This window comes from Clostridia bacterium, from assembly GCA_034926675.1.
In the GTDB taxonomy this organism is placed as follows: domain Bacteria; phylum Bacillota; class DTU025; order DTU025; family DTU025; genus JAYFQW01.
The window spans coordinates 1-24333 of sequence record JAYFQW010000010.1; the positions used below are offsets into that span (position 1 = coordinate 1).

A 24333-nucleotide genomic window follows, 5' to 3' on the forward strand; every position below is an offset into this window, starting at 1 on the left:
GTTCGTCGGGCCGGAGGTTTGCCGTCGGCTTCCTTCAGATTCCGCCTCGCGGCGGACACCCTTGCCTTAAGCTATGGCTACTGCTGCCTTCACCATCGGGGACTTTCACCCCTCAGACAACGATCATGCCGGGCGCACCTATCGAGTAGGGGGCGGTTCGTCCGCCCCCTACCTCTATTTGAGTTCGTACGCGCTTCCATTGCTTCCACGTGCGTGCCCGAAGCCTGTGCTGTCTACTGCCGTTCCGTCCATGCTGGCGAGACGACACACCTCTTTGGCCTTGTCTTGCCCCCGCTTTGACGCACTTATCTGGTGAATCCAAATATCAACTGCCATTGGTCCGGCCTGGGATTCGGGGCATAACGGCCCCCACGTCCCAAGGGGTCTGATGGAGTATTGCTCGACAAGGGTGTCGCCCCATGCTGCCCTGATGTCGACCCTGGCAAGTGGACCGCGCTGGGTCCGCGCTAAGGCAAGATAGCATGCGGTCGTCGCCGGTCCACTCTCGGGTGTGCTAACCTCGCACACGATGTCGTTTCCGATTTGCAGGACGATGGCGACCGTGCCGCCTTCTGCGGCCACGATCTTTCTTCGGCGATCCGCCAGCGATCCGCCAGCGATCCATTGCAGCATTCAGTGGCGCGGCGATGGCGCGCGCCCCGGTGTCGGGGCGAGTTTCTCATTTTTGAGCACAGCCCGATGGAAAATCCTCACGGATGAGAATCTGCATCTCCGATTTACCCAAAAATGAGAATCCCGCCCTCATCCCCCGCGATCGCCCGCCCGTACAAGCGCAGGCGAACCACAGGAGCATAGGCGGTAGGCGGCGCAACGGCGCCGCCATTCTTTAAGATCCAGCTACGCGCGTTGTGCCCACCGCGGGCTTCTTAGCGCCGGCGATCCGCCAGCGATCCATTGCAGCGCGGCGATGGCGCGCGCCCCGGTACCGGGGCGAGTTTCTCATTTTTGAGCACAGCCCGATGGAAAATCCTCACGAATGAGAATCTGCATCTCCGATTTACCCAAAAATGAGAATCCCGCCCTCATCCCCCGCGATCGCCCGCCCGTACAAGCGCAGGCGGACTATAAGGATGAATCACTTAAGGTTCACCCCCCCCTTCGGGTCTGTTCGGCAAGTGGAAAGTGCATAGTGGGGGTGCGGACGAAATCCTGGACTTAACGGTCAGGAGGTAGTCCATGCATTTGTATGAGGATCGGATGAAAGCAGTGAGACTCTACATCAAGTATGACTTCAGCGCTGCTGATACTGTCCGGGAGCTAGGATACCCAAATCGCAGAATGCTAGTGCGATGGTACAAGGAGTACCAGGAGACAGGCGAATTGCGCGGGCAGTACTCGAGACAACCCCGGCACACCCCTGAACAGATGCAAGCTGCTGTGGACTACTATCTGGATCACGGACGCAGCATCAGCCGAACGGTTAGGACCGTAGGGTATCCATCTAGAGCGACGCTGAGGGGGTGGATTGATCAACTGGCCCCCGGGAAACGAAAGATCAGAATACGGCGTAGTGCTGGGGTGCATTTTTCCAAAGAGCAGAAGAGAAGCGCAGTGATTGAACTGTGCGCCAGGGAAGGAGCCGCCGCCTCCGTTGCTGAACAGCTTGGTGCCAGTAGGAACAGCCTATACAAATGGAAGACGGAACTACTCGGAGAGAAGGACGGAGGGGGCATGGGAGAATCGCCTGAACGAACGATGCCCAAAGATCGGGATGCTCTGTTAGCAGAAATCGAATCCCTAGATAAACAGATATATCGAAGGCAGCTGGAACTAGACATACTCAATGAGGCGGTGGAGATAGTAAAAAAGGACCGGAGCATCGATCCCCGAAAGCGCTGTTTGCCACGGTCGCAATCCCGAACGGCTCATACTCAAACCTCGCTGCAAGCTGCCCCGCGGCGTCCGTGATGGTCCTCACCGAGCCCACCGCATCCGTATGTAGGAAGTAGGTCCGAGCAGGATCCGACCCCTGCCGCACCACCTTGGCCATGTACTTCCCGTTCAGCACGAGATAACACGTGACGGTCATATCCTACTCCAGCACTGGCGGAGGTGGGGGTGGCGGAGGCGGCGTCTGTGGATCCACGGGTATTGGACCAATCGGATCATCGACTATTATGACGCCAGAAGCTGCGTCCGCCCAGCGAGTCGTACCGGGTGTGTGCAAGGATATGCGAATCGTTGGCGGCATCCTTCCATTCCGCGAGGACGAATCGTCCGAGCCCGTCGTAGGTCTCGATGGCCCGGTGGCCTAGCTCATCGATGGTCTCGACCTGGCGCAGCAGATCATGATACACCCTAGTCCGCTCCGGAGCCTGTCCGCCTTGATGCTGAGGAGATGGACTTGGCGCAAATGAACATGTAGTCTCCCTCGGATAAGCCACTTGGTGAGCGAGTAATGGAACGATGGAGGGCATGGACTATTGCGATAGTGGCCAAATTCTGAATTTAGGATGATGATTTGACCTTTCGCCTGTGGATTCCTTCATGTTGGCCACAGCGTAACAGGCGGGCCAGCGTGGACGAGCTGGACCCGTTGAGAAGAACGCCGGGGCCCCAAGGGGACCCCGGCGTTCCAGCTATCTACGCGATACTCCGTTTGCACTGGAAGAATCTCGATTGGGTAAGAGCCAGCGCAACGCGGCTGCGCTACTTGGATCCCGAGCCGATCAGCACTGCGATCAGCGCAGCAGCAGCGGCCAATCCGATCCAGAGCCCTGCTGAACCGCCCTTAGCAGCGGCGGCGTCCGCTTCGGCCTTCAGCCCCTCAAGCCTGCCTACTCGACCTTCCAGCTCTTCGATACGGGATTGCAGCTTGATCTCACGTGCCTCTGCTTCCCATCTCTCGGCCACAAGGTCATCGGCGAACCTCTTCTTCAGTTCGTCCACACTGCCTTGCATCATCCGTTCCATGCTAGCGAGGCGCTCATCGATGGAGGCTATTCTGGTGTTGATGCTCTGAATCGATGCCTGCGCCTCGGAAAGCGAGAGTGATGTGCGGTTAAGCGAATCGCGGGTCTTCCCAAGGAGATCAGCTGCGTCGCGGATCAGCATTGCGTTCTCGATCACCTTGGCGCTGGTCTTCAATGCCTCCGCTTCGTTCTTCACGATCCTATCGGTGATGGACTTGGCGGTCTGGTCTAGGGACGCGGACAGCTCCGACAGCGCTGCACGCTGCTCAGAGTAATCCTTGCTAGTCCTGTCCGACATAGCTGCCAGGTCCGCTTCCACGCGAGCCGTGTAGGCGCGAAGGTCCTCGATGCTCTTGCGAATGGAGACGAGGTCGGCGTTAACCGCATCGATGCGCACGCTCTCCGCCTGCAGCGTGGAGATGATTGCAGCATCTGCCAGCGCCGCCTTCTGGTCGAGGTCTGCCATCTTGGTTCCTGCAGAAGCCAAATCCTCGCGCAGCTTCTTCATCTCATCGAGGCGCGCCTGCTCCTCAAGGCCGATCCTTGACGCCAGAGAATCGGATGTGGCTGCAAGGGCCTTCGATCCTTCAGAAGCAACTGCGCCCATCTCGGCCCGAAGTGCACTGGCCATGGAAGCTGCCTCCGAGGCTAGCCTTGCGTCTCCGGCTTCTCTCGCCTGGCGCTCCGCGTTGGTGGAATCTGCGATCTTCGCAGACAGATCCCCTGTGGAGGCGGTGATCGCCTCGTACAGCTCCCCATCCCGCTTCGCGAGGGCTTCGTATTTGCTGTCCAAACTGAGGCCTAGAGCAGCGATTTCGGCGCCAATCTTCGAAGCCAATGCTCCATCCTCCTTGGCACGGGCCTGCTGCTCCGAGCTTACCGCGGCCATCGCGTCGGCAACGGCCTTACCAAGGAGCTCATCGCCTGCTTCACGCGCGAGCTTCTCCGCATCGAGCTGCCCTGCTAGCGCGGCAGAGGCATCGGCTGCTGCCTTCACGTAGGCGTCATACTCGGCCCGGAATCCCGAGAGAGACAGCGAGAGCCTGTCATCCGCCACGCCGCGCTCGGTTCTCTCTGAGTCGATCGCCGCTGAAAGCGATGCAGCGGTTGAGCTCTTCAGCTCTTCCTGCCCCCGACTGAAGCTCGACGCCCATTGTGCCAGTGCATCCTCACGCGCCCTGCGCTCAGCTCCGAGCGCGGTGGTGTAATCGGCGACTGCTTTCGAAATCGCGGCGGATAGCGCCGCGTCGCGATCATCGAGTTCCTTCGTCATGGCGCTCATCGATAGACTGAGCCCCTTGGCGAGCTCATCATCCTTGGCCATCAGGGCGAGGCGGAGCCCGCCTAGGTCCAGCGAGAGCTTCTCGTCTCCCGATGCGCGGGCACGAGCTTCATCGTTCAGGCCGGCTTCAGCCCCAGCCTGTGCTGAGGCTATGGTGGAAGACAGCTCGGCCTTAGTCGCTGAGAGCTGCCCTCTGAGTTGATCAATGTCTTTCGTACATTCCGCACGTTCTGTAGCCAGCCTGGCCAGGAAGGCAGCGTCGAGAGCCGCATCTGCATCCCCTCTTGCCCTGGTTTCCTCCTGCATGGCCGCCGCAGCCCAAGCCCGCATGGCTTCGATGGACTTCAGTGCCCCATCCAGAGAGAGAGAGAGAGACTCCTGACGGGCCTGGGTGGAAGCGATCTGGGCTGCAGCCGCATCGATCTGGGATTTGTTGGCTACAACCGACTTCGTCATGTTCGTCAGTTCAGCCGTGACCCGCGAATCAAGTTTCAGCCTATCCTGAGCTTCAGCCTTGGCGTCTGCAATAGCAGCAGCGAGCCGCTGGTCAGCCAGGTCCGCAGTCTTCACGATCTCCAGGGACAGCTGCTTTCGCTGATCTTCCAGTTTCACCGATATCTCGGCGTACTGCCGCGCCACCCTGGCGAGGCTGTCATTGGTGATGGCAATGCCGCTCTTCGCGTCGGAGGCTGCCTTCTCTATCTCAGCTAGCCGCGCCTGCATCACCGAAAGCTCGTCGCGGAGATTCGTCGATACCTGCCGAACGATCTCCATGTCCTGATCTGAAAGAGAGGTGCGTCCGGTCTCCGCATCTCGAAGGAACCGCGCAACTACGAAGGCAAGAAGGTACCTGCTTACGGGATCCTCTCCTCTAAACTGGCCGGACTCGTACACTCCCATGTAGCCCTTGTTAACAAGCATTGTGACTGCGTCATATGCCCAGTGATCCTTTGGCACGTCGGTGGGCGCAACCGCAGGCGCCGCGAACGCGGCCGACGCCGCCACGGCAAGGATCAGCACCACGCTTATTGCCGCCGTGCACAGCCGCTTTGGGACCGCTCTCATGGATACCCCTCCTAAGAACCGTTTCATATGCTAACGTGACACCTGCACCACGCAAGGGTCTGGGACAAGCTTCATCTGTGCGCCCGAACTGCTGCTCACAACCACATTCTCCACCACGAGGACTGCGTTTCCGAATCCCTTAGCAATGAAGTAAACCCTAGCGGCGCTTCCCCATGCGTTCATCGGCGCCGACAGCGTTCCTCCAACATCGCTCACCAGCCCCGGCGTGCTCCACGGTTCGCCTTCGGAGAAGCCTCGCACCTCATTGCCGTCAACGAACAGCGACCCGGCAGACACCATTGCGATATCCAGAAGCTTCGGGTCGTATCGCAGATCGAAGCTGATTGACTGAAGATCCGGGAGGTTAGTGACCATCACCTCCACCGTGACCACACTCCCAGCCGCTGCCTGCGATGGAGTCGGGGCAAGCCAGATCTTCGGGAGAAGCTCTGGAACTTGCAGGCGGATGCTGCCTGTCGAGTCCTTCAAGCCCGGCGCCTTCGCTGTCGCGCTGATCGTGTGCGTACCCGGTGCGGGTTCGCCTGAGAGCGTCCACGTTACCTCCTCACTCTCTCTCGCCTCGATGTGCCCTATGAGGAGTTCTCTGGAGTCGCCATTGCCGAGTGAGAAACCACCTATTGAGTCCATAATGACCCGTACCCAGTAGGCAGTGGATCCGCCGGTGTTCTCCACGTGCAGTCGCGCTCGGACCGGCCAGGGGAAACGCCTCTCCCCCTGCACGCGGAGGGGATCCTGGGGGATCATGTAGGCGAGCAGGCTCGGCGGCCCAACCACTTCGATCTCTCTGGATGCACGGTTGGAGTCGGCGTTGCTCGCAGACACCTGCACCACCAGAGATGATCGGCCTACGCCGCCCCAATCGGCTACAACCTGCCACGCTGCCTGTGATACCTGCCCGGGCTCCATGTCGCCAATGGTTCGCGACTGCTTCTGCCCTTCGGCCAGAGTGAACCCGAGAGGGAGCACAATGCTCGTCTCTACGTCGTGAGCAGGCCCTTCTCCAGTATTGTGGATGTATGCGACAGCGAGGAATGAACCTACCCCCGAGGGCGCAAGCCCCACTTCTGCAGGGGAGGTGAGCCCAAGAGCCAGCCTGCCCGGGGCGAGCGTAATGGCGCCCAATCCGTAGTATGTAACGTAATGGCGCACCTCACCTGGCGCCAGGAACGCCGGATCCCAGTACATCGCGGCTGCGGAATCCAGGTCGGCCTCGAGTTCTCGCTTGAAGGGCTTCCCCGCTTCCATCTGAGCATCCCACAGCCTGTCAGCGTAGTTGCCCCAGTTCGAGAAGGACACCCTCGAAGGCGGTGTGAGCTCCCCGCCTATCATCGTCGCCTGTGACGTGATGGAGGGGTCCACAATGGAATCAAAGGCCTGCCAGTAATCGGGGATCTCGGATCCAGACAGGATGGTGTCGGTGATGATCGCCGATTCTCCTGCACGAAGCGGCGCACCGTCATTCGCCCCAAGCATGGTGTCGAGGAGCACGCGCAGTCCGACGCTGCGGGTCATGTTCCCCACATTCTCGACCGTGTAGTGGACACGGGCGGTGTCGGCATACCTTGTCGTGGGGCTCTTGACGAAGGACAATTCCTGGGTGACCAGGATGTCTCCTAGCCGATAGGAGCAAACGATCTTGTCGCCTGAGGCCTTCGGAGCCTCCACCGCCTCTCCATACCTACCGGCCCTGCCGGCCCTGCGGGTGGTCTTGCCGCCGAACACCCAATCCGTATCATCGATCTTCACGGTGGTGTACGAAGTCCATGGCGTCGGTCTGCCATATATGAGCGGCAGCCCATCGTCGCCAGAGTTCCGCGGGTCTCCGCCTGTCGTCTCCACCCCGAATCTGCCCGCCTCGTTTGGGCCGGAGTTCACGATTATCTTGATGAACTGGTTCTGCACTGCAATTGGAGCGGCAGGAGCTTCGCTTGCCGCCGCACAGTGGCTACACGATAGAGAGAGAAACACCATGGCCAGCGCAGTGAACGTCGCCGCCAGCCATGTTCTCCAGGATAACCGCATTGTCGCAGGCACCTCCCCACACATCAACCCTGGGGCTGATAAGAAGCGCGTTCGCTCTTCACCATCACGTCTCCGGTCCAGCCATCATAGCCGACACGCACGTCTAAGTAGTAGGCGTCTGCTCTCCCGGGCGTATTGTCCTCCCTGAATGACCAGCTGTTCACGGCCTTCAGGATGTACGACTCCATTTCCGAATTCGATGGACGCTTCAGGAATACGACCTGATCAACCGAACCGTCGGCTTTCACCCGAATTCGCACTACTGCCTCGCCCTGACCCCTGATGTTAGCCACACTCTTTGGTATCCACACCCCGTGATCCTGCGGCCCGCCAGTGGAAATGATCATCGCGGCGCCCGTAGCATCGCCCGCAGGGTAATCTGGCGAAGGGGGAGCAGGATGAACTGCAGCATCCACCTTCGCGGTTCCTGACCCTGGCGCGTCTCCCGACTTGTCTGACCCCTCTGGGGCCTTGGGCACAGTCGTCACATCTGTGCTCGGCCGCGGTTCCGGTCCCGGCTTAGCTGCCATCTTCGCCTCAGGAGGAGTGGGAGGAGGCGCCACGTAGTTGCTCGATGCGCCTGTGAGCACGTCTGGGATCTGCGGTGTCGGCTCAGGGGTGCGGTCGGGAGGCGGCGTTGCCTGCCTCGGCTCCGATGTTTCCAGAGAAGGCTCGGCAGAAGGCTTCTTAGGCTCTGCGGCCTTTGCTTGCACGGGTTTCGCTGGTTCCGATTTCGGGTCTGGCGCCGTTCGCGGCGCAGTTGCCTTCGGGCCAAGCTTCTCAGCGGGCAGTTCGCGGACGTCCACGCCGTCAGGCACTGCGGCAACGGCCGGCTTGCCTTCAATGGTCGCTATCTCCACCACACCGGGCACGTCCAGCGGGATGTAATCGATCACCGGGGGTTCAGTGTACGGTATGAGAATCAGTATTGCGAGATGGACTGCAACCGATATGAGCAGGCTTCCGAGGTTCCCGCGTCCCTCTCGGCCATCTCTCATTGTCCACCACCGCCAGCCTGCGGTGCGCGCTCCACAGCAAGCGCAAGGTGGGCGCCTCCCGCCTTTCGAATGGCATCGATGGTCTGAATGAGCCGTTCGTATCTGACGGATTTGTCCGCTTTGACGATCACAAGCCGATCAGCTTCCGCCCTCAGCCGGGGAACCAGGATCCGCGTCAGATCCTCGTCTGACAAGATGCGATCGTCGAAGTAGATGCGCCCCTCGGCATCAACCCCGACCACTAGGTGCTGCTCTCTCAGATCCTTTGCAGTGGCGGCTCTGGGGAGCTCGAGTGGCATTCCGGCGGTCTCAGTCCGGAATGTGCCAAACACCATGAAGAACAGGACCAAGTAGAACATGATGTCGATCATCGGCAGGATCTCGACCCGCAGACGGCGCCCCCTGCGGCTGTTCTCGAACATCAGTTGGCCCCCCCGTCCGGCCCGGCGGTGATCGAGATGAGCTCGACCACGCGCCTCTCCATGTCGAGGATTCGATCATCAATCCTAATTGAGAGCCACGTGTACATCGCCATGAGCGGGGCCGCAACGATCAGGCCAGCCGCGGTAGTTATCATCGCCTCTCCGATTCCCCCTGATAGCTGGGCAGGTGTCGTGAGGTTCGCAAAAGCGGAGAGAACCTGGAAGCTCCTTATTAGCCCGGTTACAGTGCCGAGAAGTCCTAGAAGAGGCGCCAAAGTGACAAGCCCATCGAGGATGCTCATTCTCCGCTCCATCGCGGAGATCTCCTCTCTGCCAGTAAGCTCCAGAGAGTCCTTGATGTACTGCCTCGGCTTGCCGTACGCGGCTATTGCCGTGCGGGCCAGAGCTGCCACTGGGCCTCTGGCGGCCTTGGCCGCCTGCATCGCCTCAACGGCCTGCCCCTGCGATAGGTGCGCCTTGACGGTGCGCATCAGGGTTTCTGAATTGGCTGGTATGAACACGAGCTGAATAAGCTTGTCGATGGAGACGGCCAGACCGATCACAGAGCAGAGGATGATCGGGTACATGACCGGTCCACCCATCGATATGTACTTGAGCATGCGAGCGGATCCTCCTTCACCTGCATATACACCTGCGGGGCATTACGGACAGTTGTCCATTCTTCTACGTCATCTGCCGGAATTCCTCTAGATTATCCGAGCAGATCCCGTTGGATCCGGCAAAAAACCAGCGCGGGCGAGCCTTGCCTGACCCACCCGCGCGTGCATGAATAGACGGATCATTGAATGCCTAGGCGCTGCTAAACGTTCCCGCGGCCGGGCTATCCGACCACGGTTGGCTCCAAGACCAGTTCTCCTCTTGCAAATCTGCCGGCATCGAGCATGCTGATGGGGATCGACGTCTTCCCCGTAAGTATAAGCTCTGAAAGGAGCACCCCAACGATGGGAGCAAGCATGAAGCCGTGGCCCGAGAAGCCATTCGCATTGTAGAAGCCGTGAACCGGGGGGCACTCTCCTAGGATCGGCTGGGCATCGGGAGACCGATCATACAGCCCGGCCCACTGCCGCACCACGCGGAGTTCGGCGAGGGGCGGCAGAATCGTCACGAGCTTCCGGGCCATCTCATCCAGGAATTCCACAGAAGAGCGGATATTGAAGCTCTTCGGCTCACCTGGCATCCCAACTCCCATAATGAAGCTGCCGTGAGGTGTTTGCTGGCAGTAGAAGTCGTGATGGAATGAGATCACCATCGGACCCATGCATGCATTCACAGGCTCGGTGATAAGGATCTGATGGCGTTCGCCATACACGGGAAGGTCGATGCCCGCCATGGACGCAATCTCGCCGGATCGAGCTCCGGCGCAGTTCACGACCGTATTGGTGCTGATCCTGCCCTTGTCGGTGACCACCGCCTGAATCCTATCACTTGATGTCTCTATGCCGATCACACTGGTGTGGGTCTGAACCTCAACGCCAAGGCGGCGAGCCGCCTGCACGTAGGCGAATGTGGTATGAAATGGGTTCGCATGCCCGTCTTCCTGACAGAACGTAGCCCCAACAAGCCTGTCGAGGGATAGAAAAGGCACGATGCCCCTGGCCTCTTCGGGTGTCAGCGTTTTCACATCGATGTCGAGGCTCCGTTCAAGCTCGACGTTCTTCTTGAACTGGTTCCACTCGTGGTCGGAGTATGCGACCATGAGGTAACCGCTCTGCCGGAACTCCACACCCGGCCGGTAATCGAGATACTCGTCCATCTTCTCGAAGATCCGAACAGCCTCCCGGGCCAGGATGCAGTTGTGCCTGGTCCCGAACTGCTGCCTCACTCCCGCTCCGCACCTTCCGGTGGATCCTGCGGCGGGAGTCGCCTTCTCGATCAGGACCACGTTCTTGCAGCCCGCACGGGCGAGCTCGAAGGCGACTGAGGCGCCTACCACGCCGGCGCCGATCACTACAACATCAGCGCTGTTCCTACTCATCGCCTTCGCCTTCCTCTCCCTTGGCGATAGTCGATATCATGACCGGCCTTGACGGCGGCCTGAACGTGGGCATCTCAACATCTTCGATTTTCACTCCTAGAGCATTCGCGAGTTCCCTCGCAATCAGCTGCCTACAGGTCCTGCCCTGGCACTGGCCCATTCCAGCGCGGGAGACCCGCTTAATCTCATCAATGCTATGATACCCCTGAGCGATCAGGCGGCGAATCTCCGCCAGCGTAATGTCCTCACAACGGCATATAATGGTGTTCTCATCCGCCCGGTTCGGCGCCTCGCTCATTGCCAGCCCCCCTCGCATACCGTGGCGCAGCTAACGCCGTCGCATATCTTCTGCCCCGTGGGGCCGGAGCGTATCGCTGCAAGGTCCGCTTTCAGCTGCGCGAGGCGTTCGACGCTGCCGGAGCGCTCGAAGCCAAGGGATTTGGCCGCACATATTCCCGCGATCTCTCCACTGATCATCGCAGAGCTTGCTTCCTCCACCCCGCCCGCGTCCCCTGCCACGTACACCGCTGGGTTTGATGTGCGCATATTCCCGTCGCGAACAGGAACGTGGCCGCCCAGAACTGGGACGTACCTCATCTGGCAGTCGGTTTGCCACAGAAGATCCACCAAGGGAGTGAGGCCGACAGCGAGACATATCACATCGCACTTGACCTCACGTTCGGCGCCTGGCACGGGCAGCCAACGGCTATCGAGCTCCACCGTGACAGCGCCGCGCACGCAATCATCGCCTAGCGCTTTGACCACGGTGTGAGATGTCATTATCGGCACGCCGGCTCTTCTGAGCTTGGACGCGTGAACCAGGTATCCGCCGATACACGGCGCCGCTTCCAACACTGCCACAACATTCACATGGGCCTGAAGCAGCTGGTAACTGACGATCAGGCCGATGTTGCCGGCGCCGATCATCAGCACCCGATCCCCAGGGACGACGCCGTATACGTTCATGAGGGTCTGGACTGCGCCTGCTCCGTACACACCTGGAATATCGTTGTTCTCGAAGGCCAGGGATTTCTCAGCTGCTCCAGTGGCGAGTATGAGCCGCTTCGGCTTCACCTTCACGAATTGCCTGTCGTTCTCGATAGTGAGCACACCGGAGTCGTAGTAGCCGGAGGCGTTGGCGCCCCACATGGTCTCTACGTTCGGGTGGTGCGCGAGCTTATCGGCGAATATGCCAGGGATCCTAATCCCGCGCGTTCCTGCGAACTGCCTCTCCGAACCGAAGAACTTGTGGGTCTGCTTGACCAGCTGACCTCCAGGGACGTCGCTAGAGTCGATCACCAGCGTTTTCGCACCAGCGTCGGCACAGGCCAACGCGGCTGCAAGCCCCGCTGGGCCAGCGCCTACTACGGCGATATCGTACTCTCTCAACTAGGTCACCGTCCTCCCAGCCGTTCAACTGCCTAATCGACCGGCAGCTTGCCATGGCCCGTTTGTGTCTCGACCACCATACCTTCCCTCAACGGCTCAGTGCACACCCTAACATTCGGCACACCATTCACAGTCATCAAGCAAGACGAGCAGTTCCCGATGGCACAAAAGAACCCCCTCGCACGTCCCAGACCCGGACTGCGGCGGAGGACTCTCACTCCGGCAGCGTGGAGAGCGGCGGCTATAGGCTCTCCATCGGCTCCGGACATCTCCTTTCCGTCGAAAGTGAACCTCACTTCCTCGCCTGGCGGAAAGCTGAGTATTGGGTGTTCCTTAATTCGCACTGTCTTTGGCCACAGACCGCCGGGGTCGGCGGCCTGAGTCCTCCCTCCCCCGTTCGAGATGGCAATCCACTTATGACTTCAACAAACCTCGATTAAGTCCTTCCAATCGCGGAATGAGCGTGAGCATCTCACGAGCGTGGGCCAGCGTAAGGTCTGATGGATTCTCACCCCCAAGCATTCTGGCTGTCTCAGCTACTCGCTCTTCAGGGTCGAGCTGCATCAGCCTGACCTCGGTCCGTCCGCCTGTCTCGGCCTTCTCCACTTTGAAATGGATTCCCGCCACTGCTGCAATCTGGGGCAGATGCGTGACTGCCAGCACCTGTCGGACTGATCCTATGGCTGCAAGCCTAGCTGCAACTGCCATGGAGGCCTCTCCTCCGATGCCCTGATCCACCTCGTCAAAGACCATGGTGGGCATGGCATCAGCCTCCGCCAGCACCGACTTTATGGCCAGCATCACCCTGGACATCTCCCCTCCGCTTGCAATCTTCGCGAGCGGCCTAGGATCCTCTCCACGGTTCGCTGAGAACATGAACTCCACGTCATCGATGCCGTCAGGCCCTGCACAGCACTGCGCTCCATTCAGGAGCAGTGGAGATCCGGCATTGTTGCCACGCATCGCCACGCGGAAAACCGCACTGGGCATGGAAAGCCCCGTAAGCTCAAGGGAGACGTCCCGCTCCAGTTGCACCGCCGCTGTCGCCCTCAGGCGCGATAGTTTCTCAGCGGCCACGCCTAGCTTCACCGCGATATCCTCGACTGCCGCCTCCAGTTCAAAGGCACGCTCATCAGCAGTGGAGATGCCGGCCAGCTCGGCGCGAGCCGACGCGCCGTACTCCATAACATCTGCGAGGGAGTCGCCATACTTCCTCTTCAGCCTGGCGATTGCTGCAAGCCTTTCCTCGACTTCGCACAGGCGATCAGGGCTGAAGTCCACCGAATCCCGATAGGACCTCATGGCGCGGCCAGCATCTGCCGCCAGTTCGCACATGTTGGCCACGGCGTCGCGGGCCGATGCGAGAGAAGGATCAATCCTGGCAGCGTAGTCCAGTTCAGAGAGTGCGTCGCCCAGCATATCTGCGGCAGCGTTCGAATCAGGGCTTGAGGACTCATACACCAGTTCATATGCGCGATCAACAGCCTGGCGCAGTTTCTCCGCGTTGGCCAGAACGGTCCGCTCCGCGGCCAGGATACAGTCCTCGCCTGGCTGTAGCCTTGCGGCCTCGATCTCTCCGGCCTGGAACGAAAGGATGTCGGCTCGTTGCGCTCTCTCCCTCGCCAGAGCGCGAAGCGCCATGAGTTCACCCTCGCGCGCCCTCCACTCATCGTAGAGGCTCCGATATTGCCTCAGTGCCTCCCGGAGTTCGGCGCCTCCGAATGAATCGAGAAGCGCCCGGTGGCGCCGGGGCACAACCAGGGATTGGTAATCTTGCTGCCCGTAAATGTCGACCAATTGCTCTCCGATACCTGCGAGGGCAGTTTGCGTCACAATTCTGCCATTCACCCGACACCTTGACCGGCCCTGCCGTGAGACCTCTCTGAAGACAACCATGGTTCCATCCGGCTCAGGCTCTATGCCCTGCTCTGCAAGGGCATTCTCCACGCCCGAGAGGCCAGATACATCGAATACCGCCTCCACAGTAGCCGACTCCTCGCCTACACGCACCGAATCGGCTGAGGCCCGTCCACCTAAAGCCAGGCCAAGACAGTCGATGACCAGTGACTTGCCCGCGCCAGTTTCACCCGTAAGCACGTTGAATCCATGCCCGAGCTTCACCCGCATGCGGTCGATGAGGGCGTAGTTTGCCACTTCCATTTCGATCAGCATAGCGCCGCCCCCTAGGGTTGCTTGCGGAACCTGTTGAGCCTCGACATTATATCTGGCGCGGCCTCCACCGGTTTGATCACCAGGATGATGGTATCGTCGCCTGCGAGGGTGCCAACTATCTGCGCCCACTCCAAGTCGTCAATGATCGCAGCGACAGCCTGAGCTGCGCCCTCCACCGTTTTCACTACGACCAGATTGAGGCTGTCCTCGATGTTGACTACAACATCGCGGAACATCCGCTCGATCCTGCGGTTGATGTCCTCCACGTTTCGCTCAGCCGGGATCGAGTAGCGATAGGTGCCGTTTCCCACCGGGACCTTGATGAGCCTGAGTTCCTTAATATCCCTGGATACCGTGGCCTGGGTCACCGCTATGCCATCCTGTGCCAGCTCAGCCGCGAGTTCTTCTTGAGTTTGGATGACCCTATTTCGAACGATGTCAAGGATACGCTGGTGTCGCCTTGCTTTCACATACGACCCTCCCGGCTGTCTGGGCACCCTAGAGACGGTCCTGTTTGAGCCGTTCCCTCAAGATGCCGTAGAAGTTCTTGGCCCTAGTCCTAATGAAACGCGTCACCTCTGGCGCTCTTCCAACAACAATCTCGTCTTCCGACTCGAGCCTGAATCCCACCTGCCCATCCACAGTGACCGCCACCTCGTCATGCGTCGGCTCCACTACGACCCGAACCTGATCGGTGGCTGCGATAACGAGCGAACGCGAGAACAGGGTGTGAGGGCATATGGGTGTTACAAGGAGAACATCGATGCTTGGGTTGATAAGCGGACCGCCCGCGGAAAGAGAATACGCAGTTGAGCCTGTTGGGCTGGACACAATGACCCCGTCTGCCGGAAAAGTGACAAAGAACTCGTCGTTTACGTAGATATCCAATTTGACCATCCGAGAGAAGGCGCCCTTGCTGATGACTATGTCGTTCAACCCAGTGAATCTCGCGATATCGCGCCCGGCGCGCATCACAGTAGCCTCTACCATCATCCTTTCCTCGACTCGGTAGTCGCCGCTGACCAGCGCCTCCAATGCAGGTTCGATGCTATCGGGCTCCACCTCAGTGAGAAACCCAAGGTTCCCCATGTTCACGCCGAGTATGGGAATGCGACGATCCGCTGCCCTGCGGGCGACGGAAAGAAGCGTGCCGTCCCCGCCCAGCACTATCACACAGTCAATCCCATCAGGCAGAGGGCCTTCCCATCCTGAATCGGTCACCGTGTCGATTCCAGACCGGTTCATCCACTCTTCTACCTTGGCAGCAATCCTCGTTGCTTCAGGCTTGGTCCTTTGGACCACTATTCCGGCCTTGTTCGTCGCAATCCCTCCCTTCCCGCGTGTTGAGGGATTCATGGGCAACGGCCACGCATTCGGCAACCACCGAGCGACAATCATCGCCGATCCCCGGTTTCGACGCTGGAAACGCAGATTCTTCACGCCTGGCGCTGCCCTTGCTCAGATGCATCAGGAACTCGATGTTGCCCTGAGGACCCTTGATTGGCGAAGCTGTGAATCCCATCACATGGAACCCCGCCTCCACGGCGTACCCGTACACCGCATTCAGAACCTCCTCGTGAACCTGGGCAGACCGCACCACCCCGTGCTTGCCCACCTGCTCCCGGCCAGCCTCGAATTGCGGCTTCACCAGACACACTGCCGTGCAGTCCGGCACAGTCACCAGGTACAGAGCCGGAAGTATCCTGGATAGCGAGATGAAAGAGACGTCTGCGGTCGCGAAATCAGGCCTCGGATCGAACATCCTGGGAGACAGACTGCGCCCGTTCGTCCTATCGAGCACAACTACTCGGGGATCCTGCCTGAGTTCCCAGGCAAGCTGACCGTAGCCCACATCGACGCAGTACACGCGGGCGGCCCCACGTTTGAGAAGGACATCGGTGAATCCTCCGGTCGATGCGCCGACATCAACTGCTGTGACTCCATCAACATCGATACGAAAGACATCGAGAGCGTGCGCCAGCTTCTCGCCTCCGCGGGACGCATACCTCGGACCGCCTTCTATCATGATTTCCGCATCGCACCTGACCATGGCGCCGGGCTTGTCTTCTCGAAGCCCATCAACGCGCACATTCCCAGCGAGAATCTCGCGCCTGCCTGCTTCACGACTCTCGGAGAGCCCTCTATCGATGATCAGCTGCTCAAGCTTGGCCTTGTGAGGCCGGTCACTTTGGCGAGGCATATGAACCACCTGCGGCCGCCATGGCCGCCCTCGATTGCACCATGGCCTCGGCCACTGAGGCAATCCCACGTGCATCGAGGCCAAGAGAAGCAAGAATCGAATCCCGGGATCCGTGTTCCACGAATCTATCAGGCAGCCCCATCGTTGATACCTGAAGGCCGGCGATATCCTCTGCCGCCAGGGCCTCAAGTACGCCGGAGCCGTAACCACCCATCGCACATCCGTCCTCACATGTGATTATCGCCCGCGTGAGCCTGGCGAATCTCACAAGCATATCGGAATCGATTGGCTTTGCGAACCGAGCATTCACCACTGCACAGTTTACGCCGTGCATCGATAGAATCCTGCTTGCCTCGAGAGCTTGCCACACCATCGGGCCGAGAGCAAACACTGCACAATCGGCGCCTTCCCGAAGGACCTCTGCCCTGCCTATGCCCATCGCCGACAGAGGGTAATTCACTTCAAGCCCTCTGCCAGGAGAGCGCGGATACCTGATGGCGCAGGGACCCGGCAGTGCAAGCCCTGTGTGGAGCATGGCAGCAAGCTCCTGCTCATCCTTTGGGGCCATCACAACCATCCCCGGGATGCTTCGCAGGAAGGCCACATCGAACGCGCCCTGGTGCGTGTAGCCGTCCTCGCCGACTACGCCCGCGCGGTCCACTGCGAACAGGACCGGGAGCTTCTGCAGAGCGACGTCGTGGATTATCTGATCGTAGGCCCGTTGGAGAAACGTTGAGTATATCGCAACCACCGGACGCAGCCCGGATGCCGCCAGCCCCGCAGCGAACGTGACTGCGTGCTCCTCCGCTATTCCAACATCGTGAAAGCGTTTGGGGTACGTGCGGGCGAAATCTCGAAGGCCGGTCCCATCGGTCATGGCCGCAGTTATGCCGATGATCCGCTGGTCCCGATCTGCGGCGCGGACCATGGCTTCTCCGAAGTGAGATGTGAAGGACCGCACTGGCTCGATGCGCTGTTCACCTGTGGCCACGACGAACGGCCCGGTTCCATGAAACCTTGATGGATTGGCCTCTGCCGGAGCGTATCCCTTTCCTTTGACGGTAATGGCGTGGATCAGGACTGGACCCCGCGCCTGCTTTGCATCTTCGATCGCACGCCGTACTGCCTTCACATTGTGCCCGTCTATCGGTCCTATGTACATGAAGCCTAGCTCTTCGAAGAACATGCCACTCAAGACAAGCTGTTTGACGCTCTGTTTCACCGCATGCGCTGAGCGGCTGAGAATCGGGCCTATCAAAGGGATGCTGAGCAGGGCCTGCTCAAGCCCTGATTTAAGCCTGCGGATCTTCGGGTTAGCCCGCAGTGAACCCAGGTAACTGGCGAGACCGCCTACGCTTTTGGATATTGACATTTCGTTGTCGTTCAAGACGACAATCAGATCGGTTCCGGCATGGCCGGCGTGATTCATCGCCTCTAAGGCCATCCCTCCGCCCAGGGCGCCGTCGCCGATCACTGCCAGCACAGTGTAGTTCTCGCCTGCCAGGTCCCGTGCGATGGCCATTCCGAGGGCGGCGGATATGGATGTGCTGGAATGGCCGGTCCCGAAGGGATCGTAGATGCTCTCGTCACGCCTTGGGAAGCCGCTGATCCCGCCCTCCTGCCTTATGGAAGAGAATGCTTCTCTCCTTCCGGTGAGAAGCTTGTGCACATATGATTGGTGCCCAACATCCCAGATGATCTTGTCGCGAGGGGCGTCGAGCGCCATATGTATCGCCAAAGTGAGTTCCACAACGCCAAGGCTCGGGGCGAGATGCCCCCCAGTATTCGACAGAGTGTCAACCATGTGCGCCCGTAGCTCTGCGGCGAGCTGGCGGGTCTCGAAATCGGTGAGCCCTTTGAGATCCGCGGGCTCGTCTACGCGCTCAAGGATACCGCTCATCGGCAGCGCATCGCTCCTCGCTGTACTCGTGTTCCCGTGGTTTCTGCTAGTGCCCATTTTTCTGTCGGCGCTTGTTCTTGCTCTTGCCACGCCCATCGCGACCAATGATGGAGTTGAACGTGGCCGCCACCCGACCAACCTGCAGGATTACCCCATCGGCCGATTCGATGGCAAACCGCTTCCCCGCAGCCTTTCCTGCAACCGTGAGAGCGGAGATGATGGCCACCGCCAGCGTAGGCAGGACTCTGGCCGCAAGGATGCGCGTGTGCATATCCGCTCCCCCAGTAGCTGCCACTGAGAAGCGAAGGACGATGGTGGCCCCAACGGCGCCGCTCACCGTCCCACATATGTCGCCCACGAAATCGTTACAGAAGCTCGCCACCGCAGGTGCGTTTCGTACAAGCGCTAGAGCCTCCGTGGCGCCGTGCACCCTGTTCGCTGCCATGGCGTTCATCGGGGCCTCACTTGCGGCAGTGGCGGCAGTCCCGACTATGTCGAAGAGAATCCCCGCGCCAATGATAGCGATCAGAACACCGACGGAAAACCAGAGGCTCATGAACTCGGCGACCGCCCCGGATCCGGAACTCATGGCCGCCGACAGGACGAACGTCCACAGCCCGACGGCTAGGATGCGTCCAAACCCTTGTGACAAGTGATCGTCACCTCATTGAAGGAACGGAAAAGATGATAGCTGATAGGTGGCAACACCCTGAGTAAATATTGTGACTTGAGGTCCAGTAGGTTTTCCCGTCTGTACACCCTGCCGTCGCCGGCGGGCGGTTTCCCTTTACGACAGGCGCTCCTCGTCGCCGAGAGAGCCACTGGATCGCCACTTAGTGCACACTGTAATCCTCAGGGTGTCCTTGATCTGAGACAGCCTAGGGGTTTTCCCCAGCGGTCCGAGCAATTCCTTAGCCTCTTTTGCAGGCGGGCTTTCAGGCAGCAAACGGTCCGTCTCCCTGGCCGGGGATACAGGGACCTGATACCCACCATCCTGCACGTCCACTCAAGGCAGGCTACGCTGCACCCAACACAAATCGGCCCCAACAGCCAGTACCGAATGCAGGTTACCCCCAAGCCGTAGTATACCCACGAACTTGGGCCTCCACGGAAGCAGGGTCCACGCCCGCATGCCATTGCGGATCGCCCTACATCCTTAACCCCCAGCACCAGCCCCCAACTGGGCGTCGAAAGCCAGCACAAGGGACTTCATCGATGTGCCCATCGGCGGTGTTTTAGCCCCGCCCTCAGGAACGCCTACTCCGACTAGGATACTGCGCCACCTATCAAGTTCACAAAAGATCATACCACAGAAGCTGGCATTATTCAATTACCGAGCGGCCTGGCGCCTGCCTGTTATCCTGTGGCCCGTGTATCAGCGCCCAAGCAGATACCAGGCGGTCACGGCGCCCAGAATCGCGCCTGCAACTACCTCAAGAGGCGTGTGCCCTAGGAGCTCACGCAGCTTGCCGAAGGGTACATGCCCCTCGTCAAACATGGCGTCAACCAGCTGGTTTAGGACCCTAGCCTGCTTGCCTGCTGCTCGTCGCACACCCGCCGCATCGTACATCACCACCATGGCGAATACGAGCGCCATTGCGAACCCGGGCGAGTTCCAGCCTTCAGTTATGCCGATGCTTATGGCGAGGCCAGTCACAAAGGCCGAGTGGGAGCTTGGCATTCCGCCAGGCCCCACCAACTTCGACCAGTCCAGCCTGTGGCCCCGCCGGATGCTGGTGAGCACCTTCAGGGCTTGTGCAATTGCCCACGCGGCCAAAGCTGCCCATAGATGGCGGTTGGCAAGTACTCCTGTGGTTACCGAAAACACTCTCACATCACCGTCTGTTGCATAATACGAGGTCAACCAGGTACAACATGCGATCCCCCGGCTCTCCGAAACCCGTGGCCGCATCGCGAGCTGAACCTGCAAGGCAGCCAAGCCGTGCAGCGGCCGCGTCCTTGCCCCACACCGAAACCGACGTTAGCCGGCCGGCCTCTTCATCCTGGGATTCGGCATCCTCGAGATCATCGCGGATCTGAAACGCAAGGCCAAAATCCCGTCCGAAGCGCGCAAGCGCAGATGTGCGCTTCAGGTCAGCATCTCCCGGAGCGAGACCGCCTATGATGCCGCCCATGACTACAGCGCACTGAATCAGCTTGCCCGTCTTCAGGGTCTCCATCTTGGTCATCGTCTTCTCAGCGTCCGCTCCGCAAGAGGGAGGAGGCAGGATATCCAATGCCTGTCCGCCCGCCATGCCCAAGGCGCCTGCCGCCACGGAGAGTTCCCGGACACATGCACACGCACGGTCAGCCCCCACAAGATCGACGAAGCAGGGGTCGCTGAGAACCTGAAACGCCAGCGTGAGCAGAGCATCTCCTGCCAGGAGGCCAAGCGCCTCTCCGAATGCCCTGTGGCAGGATGGCGCGCCGCGCCTGAAGTCATCGTCATCCATGCACGGCATGTCATCATGAACAAGGGAGTAGCAGTGAACAAGCTCCACTGCTGCCGCAGGCCAGGCAGCAGCGTTCGCTCCTAGGCGGCTCAGGGAGTCTGGGTTCACGCTGATTCTGCGCTCCGCCCCAGTCGCAAGCGGGGCTACGCCGCGGACAGCCTCGCTCGCAGCATACACAAGCGCGGGGCGGAGCCGCTTTCCCCCTGGGAACACGGAATACCTCATCGCCGAGTGGAGCCCTGACGATAGCGGCCCCTGTGAGGGAATCACTGGAGGCAGGGCCCGGTCGAGCGCAGAGTTGACTTCCGCTGTCACCTGGGACAACCAACTATCGCCCTTCACTCGCCGTCCTCCTCAGAGAGCATGTCGAGGTCATGCGCCGCTGTGATCTCGGTCGTTCCATCTTCCGATTCCAGGAGCACCTGCAGCTTTCCTGACGCCTCATCTAGGACTGCATTGCACTCCCTCGCGAGTTCCGCCCCTTCTGAAAACAGCTTCAGGGCGTCATCAAGAGGAAGATCGCCTCGATCAAGATCTGCAACTATCTTTTCCAGCCGCGTCAAGGCATCTTCAAACCTTGCCTTCTTCTTCGCACCCATGATGACTGCTCCTCACTTACTCCACTGTGCCTACTCTGCTTCCGCCAGCTGACCATCATGGACTTCGCGCACAACGCATCCCAGGCCTCCGCGGCCCAACTGAACCAGGACTCCGTCTCCAACTCCCACCGCTCTCACATCCCGGAGGATGGTCCCATCAGTCAGTCGGCACACGGAATACCCGCGATTCAGCACGGCCATGGGGTCCATGGCATCGAGCCTTCCAGAGAGGGCATTGAGCCTTTCCCGGCTTGAACTCAGCCTAGACTGAATCTTGTGCACAAGCCATCGACCGAGATCATCCACATGCTGGCGCCTCTGATCCACCATGCTTCGGATTTCCCGCCTCAGCCTGCTGCTCGCCAGCTCTACACGTTTCGCGTAGGCGATTGCGTCTGGAGCGACCATCTCTGCGGCTGCGGACGGGGTTGGCGCCCGAAGGTCAGCCGCGAAATCCGCGATGGTGAAGTCGGTCTCGTGGCCAACTGCTGACACAACCGGGATCCGCGATGCGCGAATGGCTCTGGCGACACGCTCATCGTTGAAAGCCCACAGATCCTCTACAGATCCCCCACCGCGCCCGACTATGAGCACGTCAGGTCTGTCCGCCGCGTTCACCTTGTTCGCAAGGCGAATCGCCGCCTCTATGTTCTCAGGCGCCTGCTCACCCTGGACAAGAGAGGGGATCACCAGGATGTCCATCCCTGGCCATCTCCTGCGAGACACCTTGATGATATCCCTCAGGGCCGCTCCTGTGAGCGATGTGACCACACCTATGCACCGGGGGAATGTGGGAATCGCACGCTTTGACGCCTCGTCGAACAGGCCTTCAGCCGCGAGCCTCTCCTTGATCTGAAGGTACTGCAGGTAAAGCCCGCCTAGGCCAAAGGGTTCCATCACGTCGACGTAGAGCTGGTACTCCCCTGCCTGCTCATAGAGGCCGATGTGACCGTGGGCCATCACTTCCATCCCATTGCCGGGACGGAAGCGGAGGCGTGCGTTTGCAGCGCGGAACATCACCGTTCGCAGGCGGGATCCAGCATCTTTCATGGTGAAGTACATGTGCCCTGACGTATGATGCGTGAAGTTGGATATCTCGCCCTCAACCCACACATCATCGAGAACAGGGTCGCTTCCGATGGCATTGGCCACACGCCTTGTGACTTCGGATACAGTCATGGCAGCGTCATTGGCATGCATAAAAGTGACGCACCTCCTGCCCGAGCAGGGCCGCCCCCACCGCGTTATCGCCTGAGTATGCAGGTTCCGCGAACCGCACCTGCGCCCCTGGGACGAGCGAGCCGATGCTCGTCGTCATAATCTCTCTCACGATCGAATTGGAGGCCACTCCTCCCGCGGCGAGCACGCAGTTGGCCCCTGTATGCATAAGCCCGGCCGCGCACAGTGAGGACATCGACCGGCCGATGCAGTCGAACACGGCCAAGGCAATATCTTCAGTTCGCGCGCCAGCCTGAACAGAGCGGAGCGCCGCGGAACACGGGCCGGAGAAGCTCACTGAGAGCCCGCGAACAGCAACAGGCAGCCTGAGCGCACCGCCGGGGCAACCGCGAGCCATCGCTTCCAGGCCAGGCCCTGCCGGGAACGGAATCCCCAAGGCCACACCTACCCTGTCAACGAATTGCCCGGCGTTGAGATCCTCGGTTCCACCGATGAGATCGGACTCAAACACTCCGTGAACCGAAAGGAGCTCAGTGGTTCCGCCGGAAAGGTGAAGAGCAAGAAAGCCGCCGTTCTGGTCCATTCCGGCGGACCATGATGCGGCGGCAATGTGCCCTTCCTGGTGGGATACCTCAACGCATCGCGCAGACAACGCCGAGGCGATCGAGCGGCCATACCCCGCCGATGCCATGAATACGGGCATGTATGAGCCCTCTGCCCTGCGAGGCCAGGCGCTCGCCGCTACATTGGATACCTCGAACCCGCCTTCGCGTGCTGCGCCGAATGCCTCCCCGATCAGGGCCGGAAGGTTCCTCACATGCTGGAAAAGCGCATCTGACTGCCGAAGCCCGCAAGCCCCATCGGGCACCCTGAGCGGAATCCTACCATCGAAAACCAGATCATCGCCTGACACAAGCGCGACCGAAGTCGTGTAGCAACTCGTGTCAAGCCCGAGGCTCGCCTGCATCGCCGCCTCCATCACCGCTCCGCGCGTCGCTTTCGCCACCCGAACCACCCTTGATCATCTCAGCGAGGCTTCCGAGGATGCCATTCACGAACCTCGATGACTCGGCGCTGCCATAGAGCCTGGCGATCTCCACCGCCTCATCGATGGAGGCAGCCACAGGCGCGTCATGGAGATACAACATCTCGAAGACGGCGATACGCATCACATTCCGATCGGTCGGCGACATCCGGTCCACGGCCCAATCTCGGGCGAGTCGCGCAATGACATCATCGATCTCTTTGAGCTTCGACACCACTCCGAACACAAGCGTCTTGGCAAATAGCTGGGCACGCTCAGGCAGGTCAAGATCTGGCGAGCCCGCCACCGCGAACTCGCAAGCCTGTTCAGGTGAGGATCCGGATATGTCCATCTGATAAAGAGCCCTCATAGCGGCCTCGCGGGCCCTGCGCCTATCAGTGCGCATGCCAATACCACTCCTGTCAGTCGCGCGGCCTGCCAAACCGCCGAGCCAAATCATCTTTCACATCGTCGTTGACATCTATGTACCTGCCTATCATGAAGCCGAGAGCTACGAAAAACAGAAAGGCCAAGGCCCTCCAGAAACCAGCCACGATCACCAGCAGGCCGAAAACCGCTCCAGCCGCCGCGCCGATAATCGAACCGGCGCGATCCTCAGGAATGTTCCAGTGGTTGCTCCCGAACCCAGGCATACGGGTCACCTCTCCGCGAGCCGCC

Annotated in this window: 25 protein-coding genes; all 25 read right to left on the reverse strand. The window is 60.0% G+C overall.

The annotated features are described in order from the left end of the window. Positions 1 to 174: 174 nt before the first annotated feature. Positions 175 to 582 (reverse strand): hypothetical protein, encoded by a 408-nt coding sequence (locus tag VB144_04140; GenBank protein MEA4882848.1) that lies wholly within the window; start codon positions 580 to 582, stop codon positions 175 to 177. Between the two features lie 1219 nt (positions 583 to 1801). Next, complete coding sequence (locus VB144_04145; GenBank protein MEA4882849.1) at positions 1802 to 2050, reverse strand: hypothetical protein; 249 nt, start codon at positions 2048 to 2050, stop codon at positions 1802 to 1804. A 76-nt stretch (positions 2051 to 2126) separates the two neighbouring features. After that, entirely contained in the window at positions 2127 to 2318 is a 192-nt protein-coding gene (locus VB144_04150) for a hypothetical protein (GenBank protein ID MEA4882850.1), read from the reverse strand. 352 nt (positions 2319 to 2670) lie between these two features. Then, positions 2671 to 5280, reverse strand: a complete 2610-nt coding sequence (locus tag VB144_04155) for an S-layer homology domain-containing protein (GenBank protein MEA4882851.1) — start codon at positions 5278 to 5280, stop codon at positions 2671 to 2673. A gap of 30 nt (positions 5281 to 5310) precedes the next feature. Further along, entirely contained in the window at positions 5311 to 7323 is a 2013-nt protein-coding gene (locus VB144_04160; GenBank protein MEA4882852.1) for a cohesin domain-containing protein, read from the reverse strand. A gap of 23 nt (positions 7324 to 7346) precedes the next feature. Then, a complete protein-coding gene (locus VB144_04165; protein ID MEA4882853.1) occupies positions 7347 to 8321 on the reverse strand; it encodes a hypothetical protein in 975 nt (324 codons plus the stop codon). Next, positions 8318 to 8743, reverse strand: coding sequence for a biopolymer transporter ExbD (locus tag VB144_04170; GenBank protein ID MEA4882854.1), 426 nt, complete (start codon positions 8741 to 8743; stop codon positions 8318 to 8320). Before VB144_04170 ends, VB144_04165 begins: the two co-directional genes overlap by 4 nt. Continuing rightward, positions 8743 to 9363 (reverse strand): MotA/TolQ/ExbB proton channel family protein, encoded by a 621-nt coding sequence (locus tag VB144_04175; protein MEA4882855.1) that lies wholly within the window; start codon positions 9361 to 9363, stop codon positions 8743 to 8745. The genes VB144_04170 and VB144_04175 overlap by 1 nt, the downstream gene beginning before the upstream one ends. 221 nt (positions 9364 to 9584) lie before the next feature. Beyond that, on the reverse strand, positions 9585 to 10739 hold the full coding sequence (locus VB144_04180; GenBank protein ID MEA4882856.1) for an FAD-binding oxidoreductase: 1155 nt from the start codon (positions 10737 to 10739) through the stop codon (positions 9585 to 9587). Further along, positions 10732 to 11037 carry a (2Fe-2S)-binding protein gene (locus tag VB144_04185; GenBank protein ID MEA4882857.1) on the reverse strand — a complete coding sequence of 102 codons (306 nt, stop codon included), beginning with the start codon at positions 11035 to 11037 and terminating at the stop codon, positions 10732 to 10734. The genes VB144_04180 and VB144_04185 overlap by 8 nt, the downstream gene beginning before the upstream one ends. Then, entirely contained in the window at positions 11034 to 12128 is a 1095-nt protein-coding gene (locus VB144_04190) for an FAD/NAD(P)-binding oxidoreductase (GenBank protein ID MEA4882858.1), read from the reverse strand. The genes VB144_04185 and VB144_04190 overlap by 4 nt, the downstream gene beginning before the upstream one ends. A 32-nt stretch (positions 12129 to 12160) precedes the next feature. Beyond that, positions 12161 to 12472, reverse strand: coding sequence for a (2Fe-2S)-binding protein (locus tag VB144_04195; GenBank protein ID MEA4882859.1), 312 nt, complete (start codon positions 12470 to 12472; stop codon positions 12161 to 12163). A 70-nt stretch (positions 12473 to 12542) separates the two neighbouring features. After that, positions 12543 to 14300, reverse strand: coding sequence for a DNA repair protein RecN (gene recN / locus VB144_04200; GenBank protein MEA4882860.1), 1758 nt, complete (start codon positions 14298 to 14300; stop codon positions 12543 to 12545). 11 nt (positions 14301 to 14311) lie between these two features. Beyond that, positions 14312 to 14770, reverse strand: a complete 459-nt coding sequence (gene argR, locus VB144_04205; protein MEA4882861.1) for an arginine repressor — start codon at positions 14768 to 14770, stop codon at positions 14312 to 14314. A 28-nt stretch (positions 14771 to 14798) separates the two neighbouring features. Beyond that, entirely contained in the window at positions 14799 to 15656 is an 858-nt protein-coding gene (locus tag VB144_04210; protein ID MEA4882862.1) for an NAD(+)/NADH kinase, read from the reverse strand. Continuing rightward, complete coding sequence (locus VB144_04215) at positions 15580 to 16500, reverse strand: TlyA family RNA methyltransferase (protein MEA4882863.1); 921 nt, start codon at positions 16498 to 16500, stop codon at positions 15580 to 15582. The genes VB144_04210 and VB144_04215 overlap by 77 nt, the downstream gene beginning before the upstream one ends. Beyond that, positions 16484 to 18400 (reverse strand): 1-deoxy-D-xylulose-5-phosphate synthase, encoded by a 1917-nt coding sequence (gene dxs / locus VB144_04220; protein MEA4882864.1) that lies wholly within the window; start codon positions 18398 to 18400, stop codon positions 16484 to 16486. The genes VB144_04215 and dxs overlap by 17 nt, the downstream gene beginning before the upstream one ends. A gap of 46 nt (positions 18401 to 18446) precedes the next feature. Beyond that, positions 18447 to 19052: a hypothetical protein gene (locus VB144_04225; GenBank protein MEA4882865.1), complete on the reverse strand. Its 606-nt coding sequence runs from the start codon at positions 19050 to 19052 to the stop codon at positions 18447 to 18449. A gap of 723 nt (positions 19053 to 19775) precedes the next feature. Then, positions 19776 to 20234: a divergent PAP2 family protein gene (locus VB144_04230; GenBank protein ID MEA4882866.1), complete on the reverse strand. Its 459-nt coding sequence runs from the start codon at positions 20232 to 20234 to the stop codon at positions 19776 to 19778. A gap of 1 nt (position 20235) precedes the next feature. Then, on the reverse strand, positions 20236 to 21195 hold the full coding sequence (locus VB144_04235; protein ID MEA4882867.1) for a polyprenyl synthetase family protein: 960 nt from the start codon (positions 21193 to 21195) through the stop codon (positions 20236 to 20238). Further along, on the reverse strand, positions 21192 to 21452 hold the full coding sequence (gene xseB / locus VB144_04240; GenBank protein ID MEA4882868.1) for an exodeoxyribonuclease VII small subunit: 261 nt from the start codon (positions 21450 to 21452) through the stop codon (positions 21192 to 21194). Before xseB ends, VB144_04235 begins: the two co-directional genes overlap by 4 nt. A gap of 30 nt (positions 21453 to 21482) precedes the next feature. Then, positions 21483 to 22652 carry an exodeoxyribonuclease VII large subunit gene (gene xseA / locus VB144_04245; protein MEA4882869.1) on the reverse strand — a complete coding sequence of 390 codons (1170 nt, stop codon included), beginning with the start codon at positions 22650 to 22652 and terminating at the stop codon, positions 21483 to 21485. After that, positions 22639 to 23637, reverse strand: coding sequence for an O-sialoglycoprotein endopeptidase (locus VB144_04250; protein ID MEA4882870.1), 999 nt, complete (start codon positions 23635 to 23637; stop codon positions 22639 to 22641). Before VB144_04250 ends, xseA begins: the two co-directional genes overlap by 14 nt. Then, positions 23576 to 24061 carry a transcription antitermination factor NusB gene (nusB, locus tag VB144_04255; GenBank protein ID MEA4882871.1) on the reverse strand — a complete coding sequence of 162 codons (486 nt, stop codon included), beginning with the start codon at positions 24059 to 24061 and terminating at the stop codon, positions 23576 to 23578. Before nusB ends, VB144_04250 begins: the two co-directional genes overlap by 62 nt. Positions 24062 to 24077: 16 nt before the next feature. Further along, complete coding sequence (locus VB144_04260; protein ID MEA4882872.1) at positions 24078 to 24308, reverse strand: DUF2273 domain-containing protein; 231 nt, start codon at positions 24306 to 24308, stop codon at positions 24078 to 24080. Positions 24309 to 24333: the final 25 nt, after the last annotated feature.

Coding starts and splice junctions, on each gene's coding strand:
- VB144_04145 (MEA4882849.1), bottom strand. CDS start 2,050: ATGACCGTCACGTGTTATCTCGTGCTGAACGGGAAGTACATGGCCAAG.
- VB144_04155 (MEA4882851.1), bottom strand. CDS start 5,280: ATGAGAGCGGTCCCAAAGCGGCTGTGCACGGCGGCAATAAGCGTGGTG.
- VB144_04160 (MEA4882852.1), bottom strand. CDS start 7,323: ATGCGGTTATCCTGGAGAACATGGCTGGCGGCGACGTTCACTGCGCTG.
- VB144_04165 (MEA4882853.1), bottom strand. CDS start 8,321: ATGAGAGATGGCCGAGAGGGACGCGGGAACCTCGGAAGCCTGCTCATA.
- VB144_04170 (MEA4882854.1), bottom strand. CDS start 8,743: ATGTTCGAGAACAGCCGCAGGGGGCGCCGTCTGCGGGTCGAGATCCTG.
- VB144_04175 (MEA4882855.1), bottom strand. CDS start 9,363: ATGCTCAAGTACATATCGATGGGTGGACCGGTCATGTACCCGATCATC.
- VB144_04180 (MEA4882856.1), bottom strand. CDS start 10,739: ATGAGTAGGAACAGCGCTGATGTTGTAGTGATCGGCGCCGGCGTGGTA.
- VB144_04185 (MEA4882857.1), bottom strand. CDS start 11,037: ATGAGCGAGGCGCCGAACCGGGCGGATGAGAACACCATTATATGCCGT.
- recN (MEA4882860.1), bottom strand. CDS start 14,300: ATGCTGATCGAAATGGAAGTGGCAAACTACGCCCTCATCGACCGCATG.
- VB144_04210 (MEA4882862.1), bottom strand. CDS start 15,656: ATGAATCCCTCAACACGCGGGAAGGGAGGGATTGCGACGAACAAGGCC.
- VB144_04215 (MEA4882863.1), bottom strand. CDS start 16,500: ATGCCTCGCCAAAGTGACCGGCCTCACAAGGCCAAGCTTGAGCAGCTG.
- dxs (MEA4882864.1), bottom strand. CDS start 18,400: ATGAGCGGTATCCTTGAGCGCGTAGACGAGCCCGCGGATCTCAAAGGG.
- xseB (MEA4882868.1), bottom strand. CDS start 21,452: ATGGGTGCGAAGAAGAAGGCAAGGTTTGAAGATGCCTTGACGCGGCTG.
- xseA (MEA4882869.1), bottom strand. CDS start 22,652: ATGCATGCCAATGACGCTGCCATGACTGTATCCGAAGTCACAAGGCGT.
- nusB (MEA4882871.1), bottom strand. CDS start 24,061: ATGCGCACTGATAGGCGCAGGGCCCGCGAGGCCGCTATGAGGGCTCTT.
- VB144_04260 (MEA4882872.1), bottom strand. CDS start 24,308: ATGCCTGGGTTCGGGAGCAACCACTGGAACATTCCTGAGGATCGCGCC.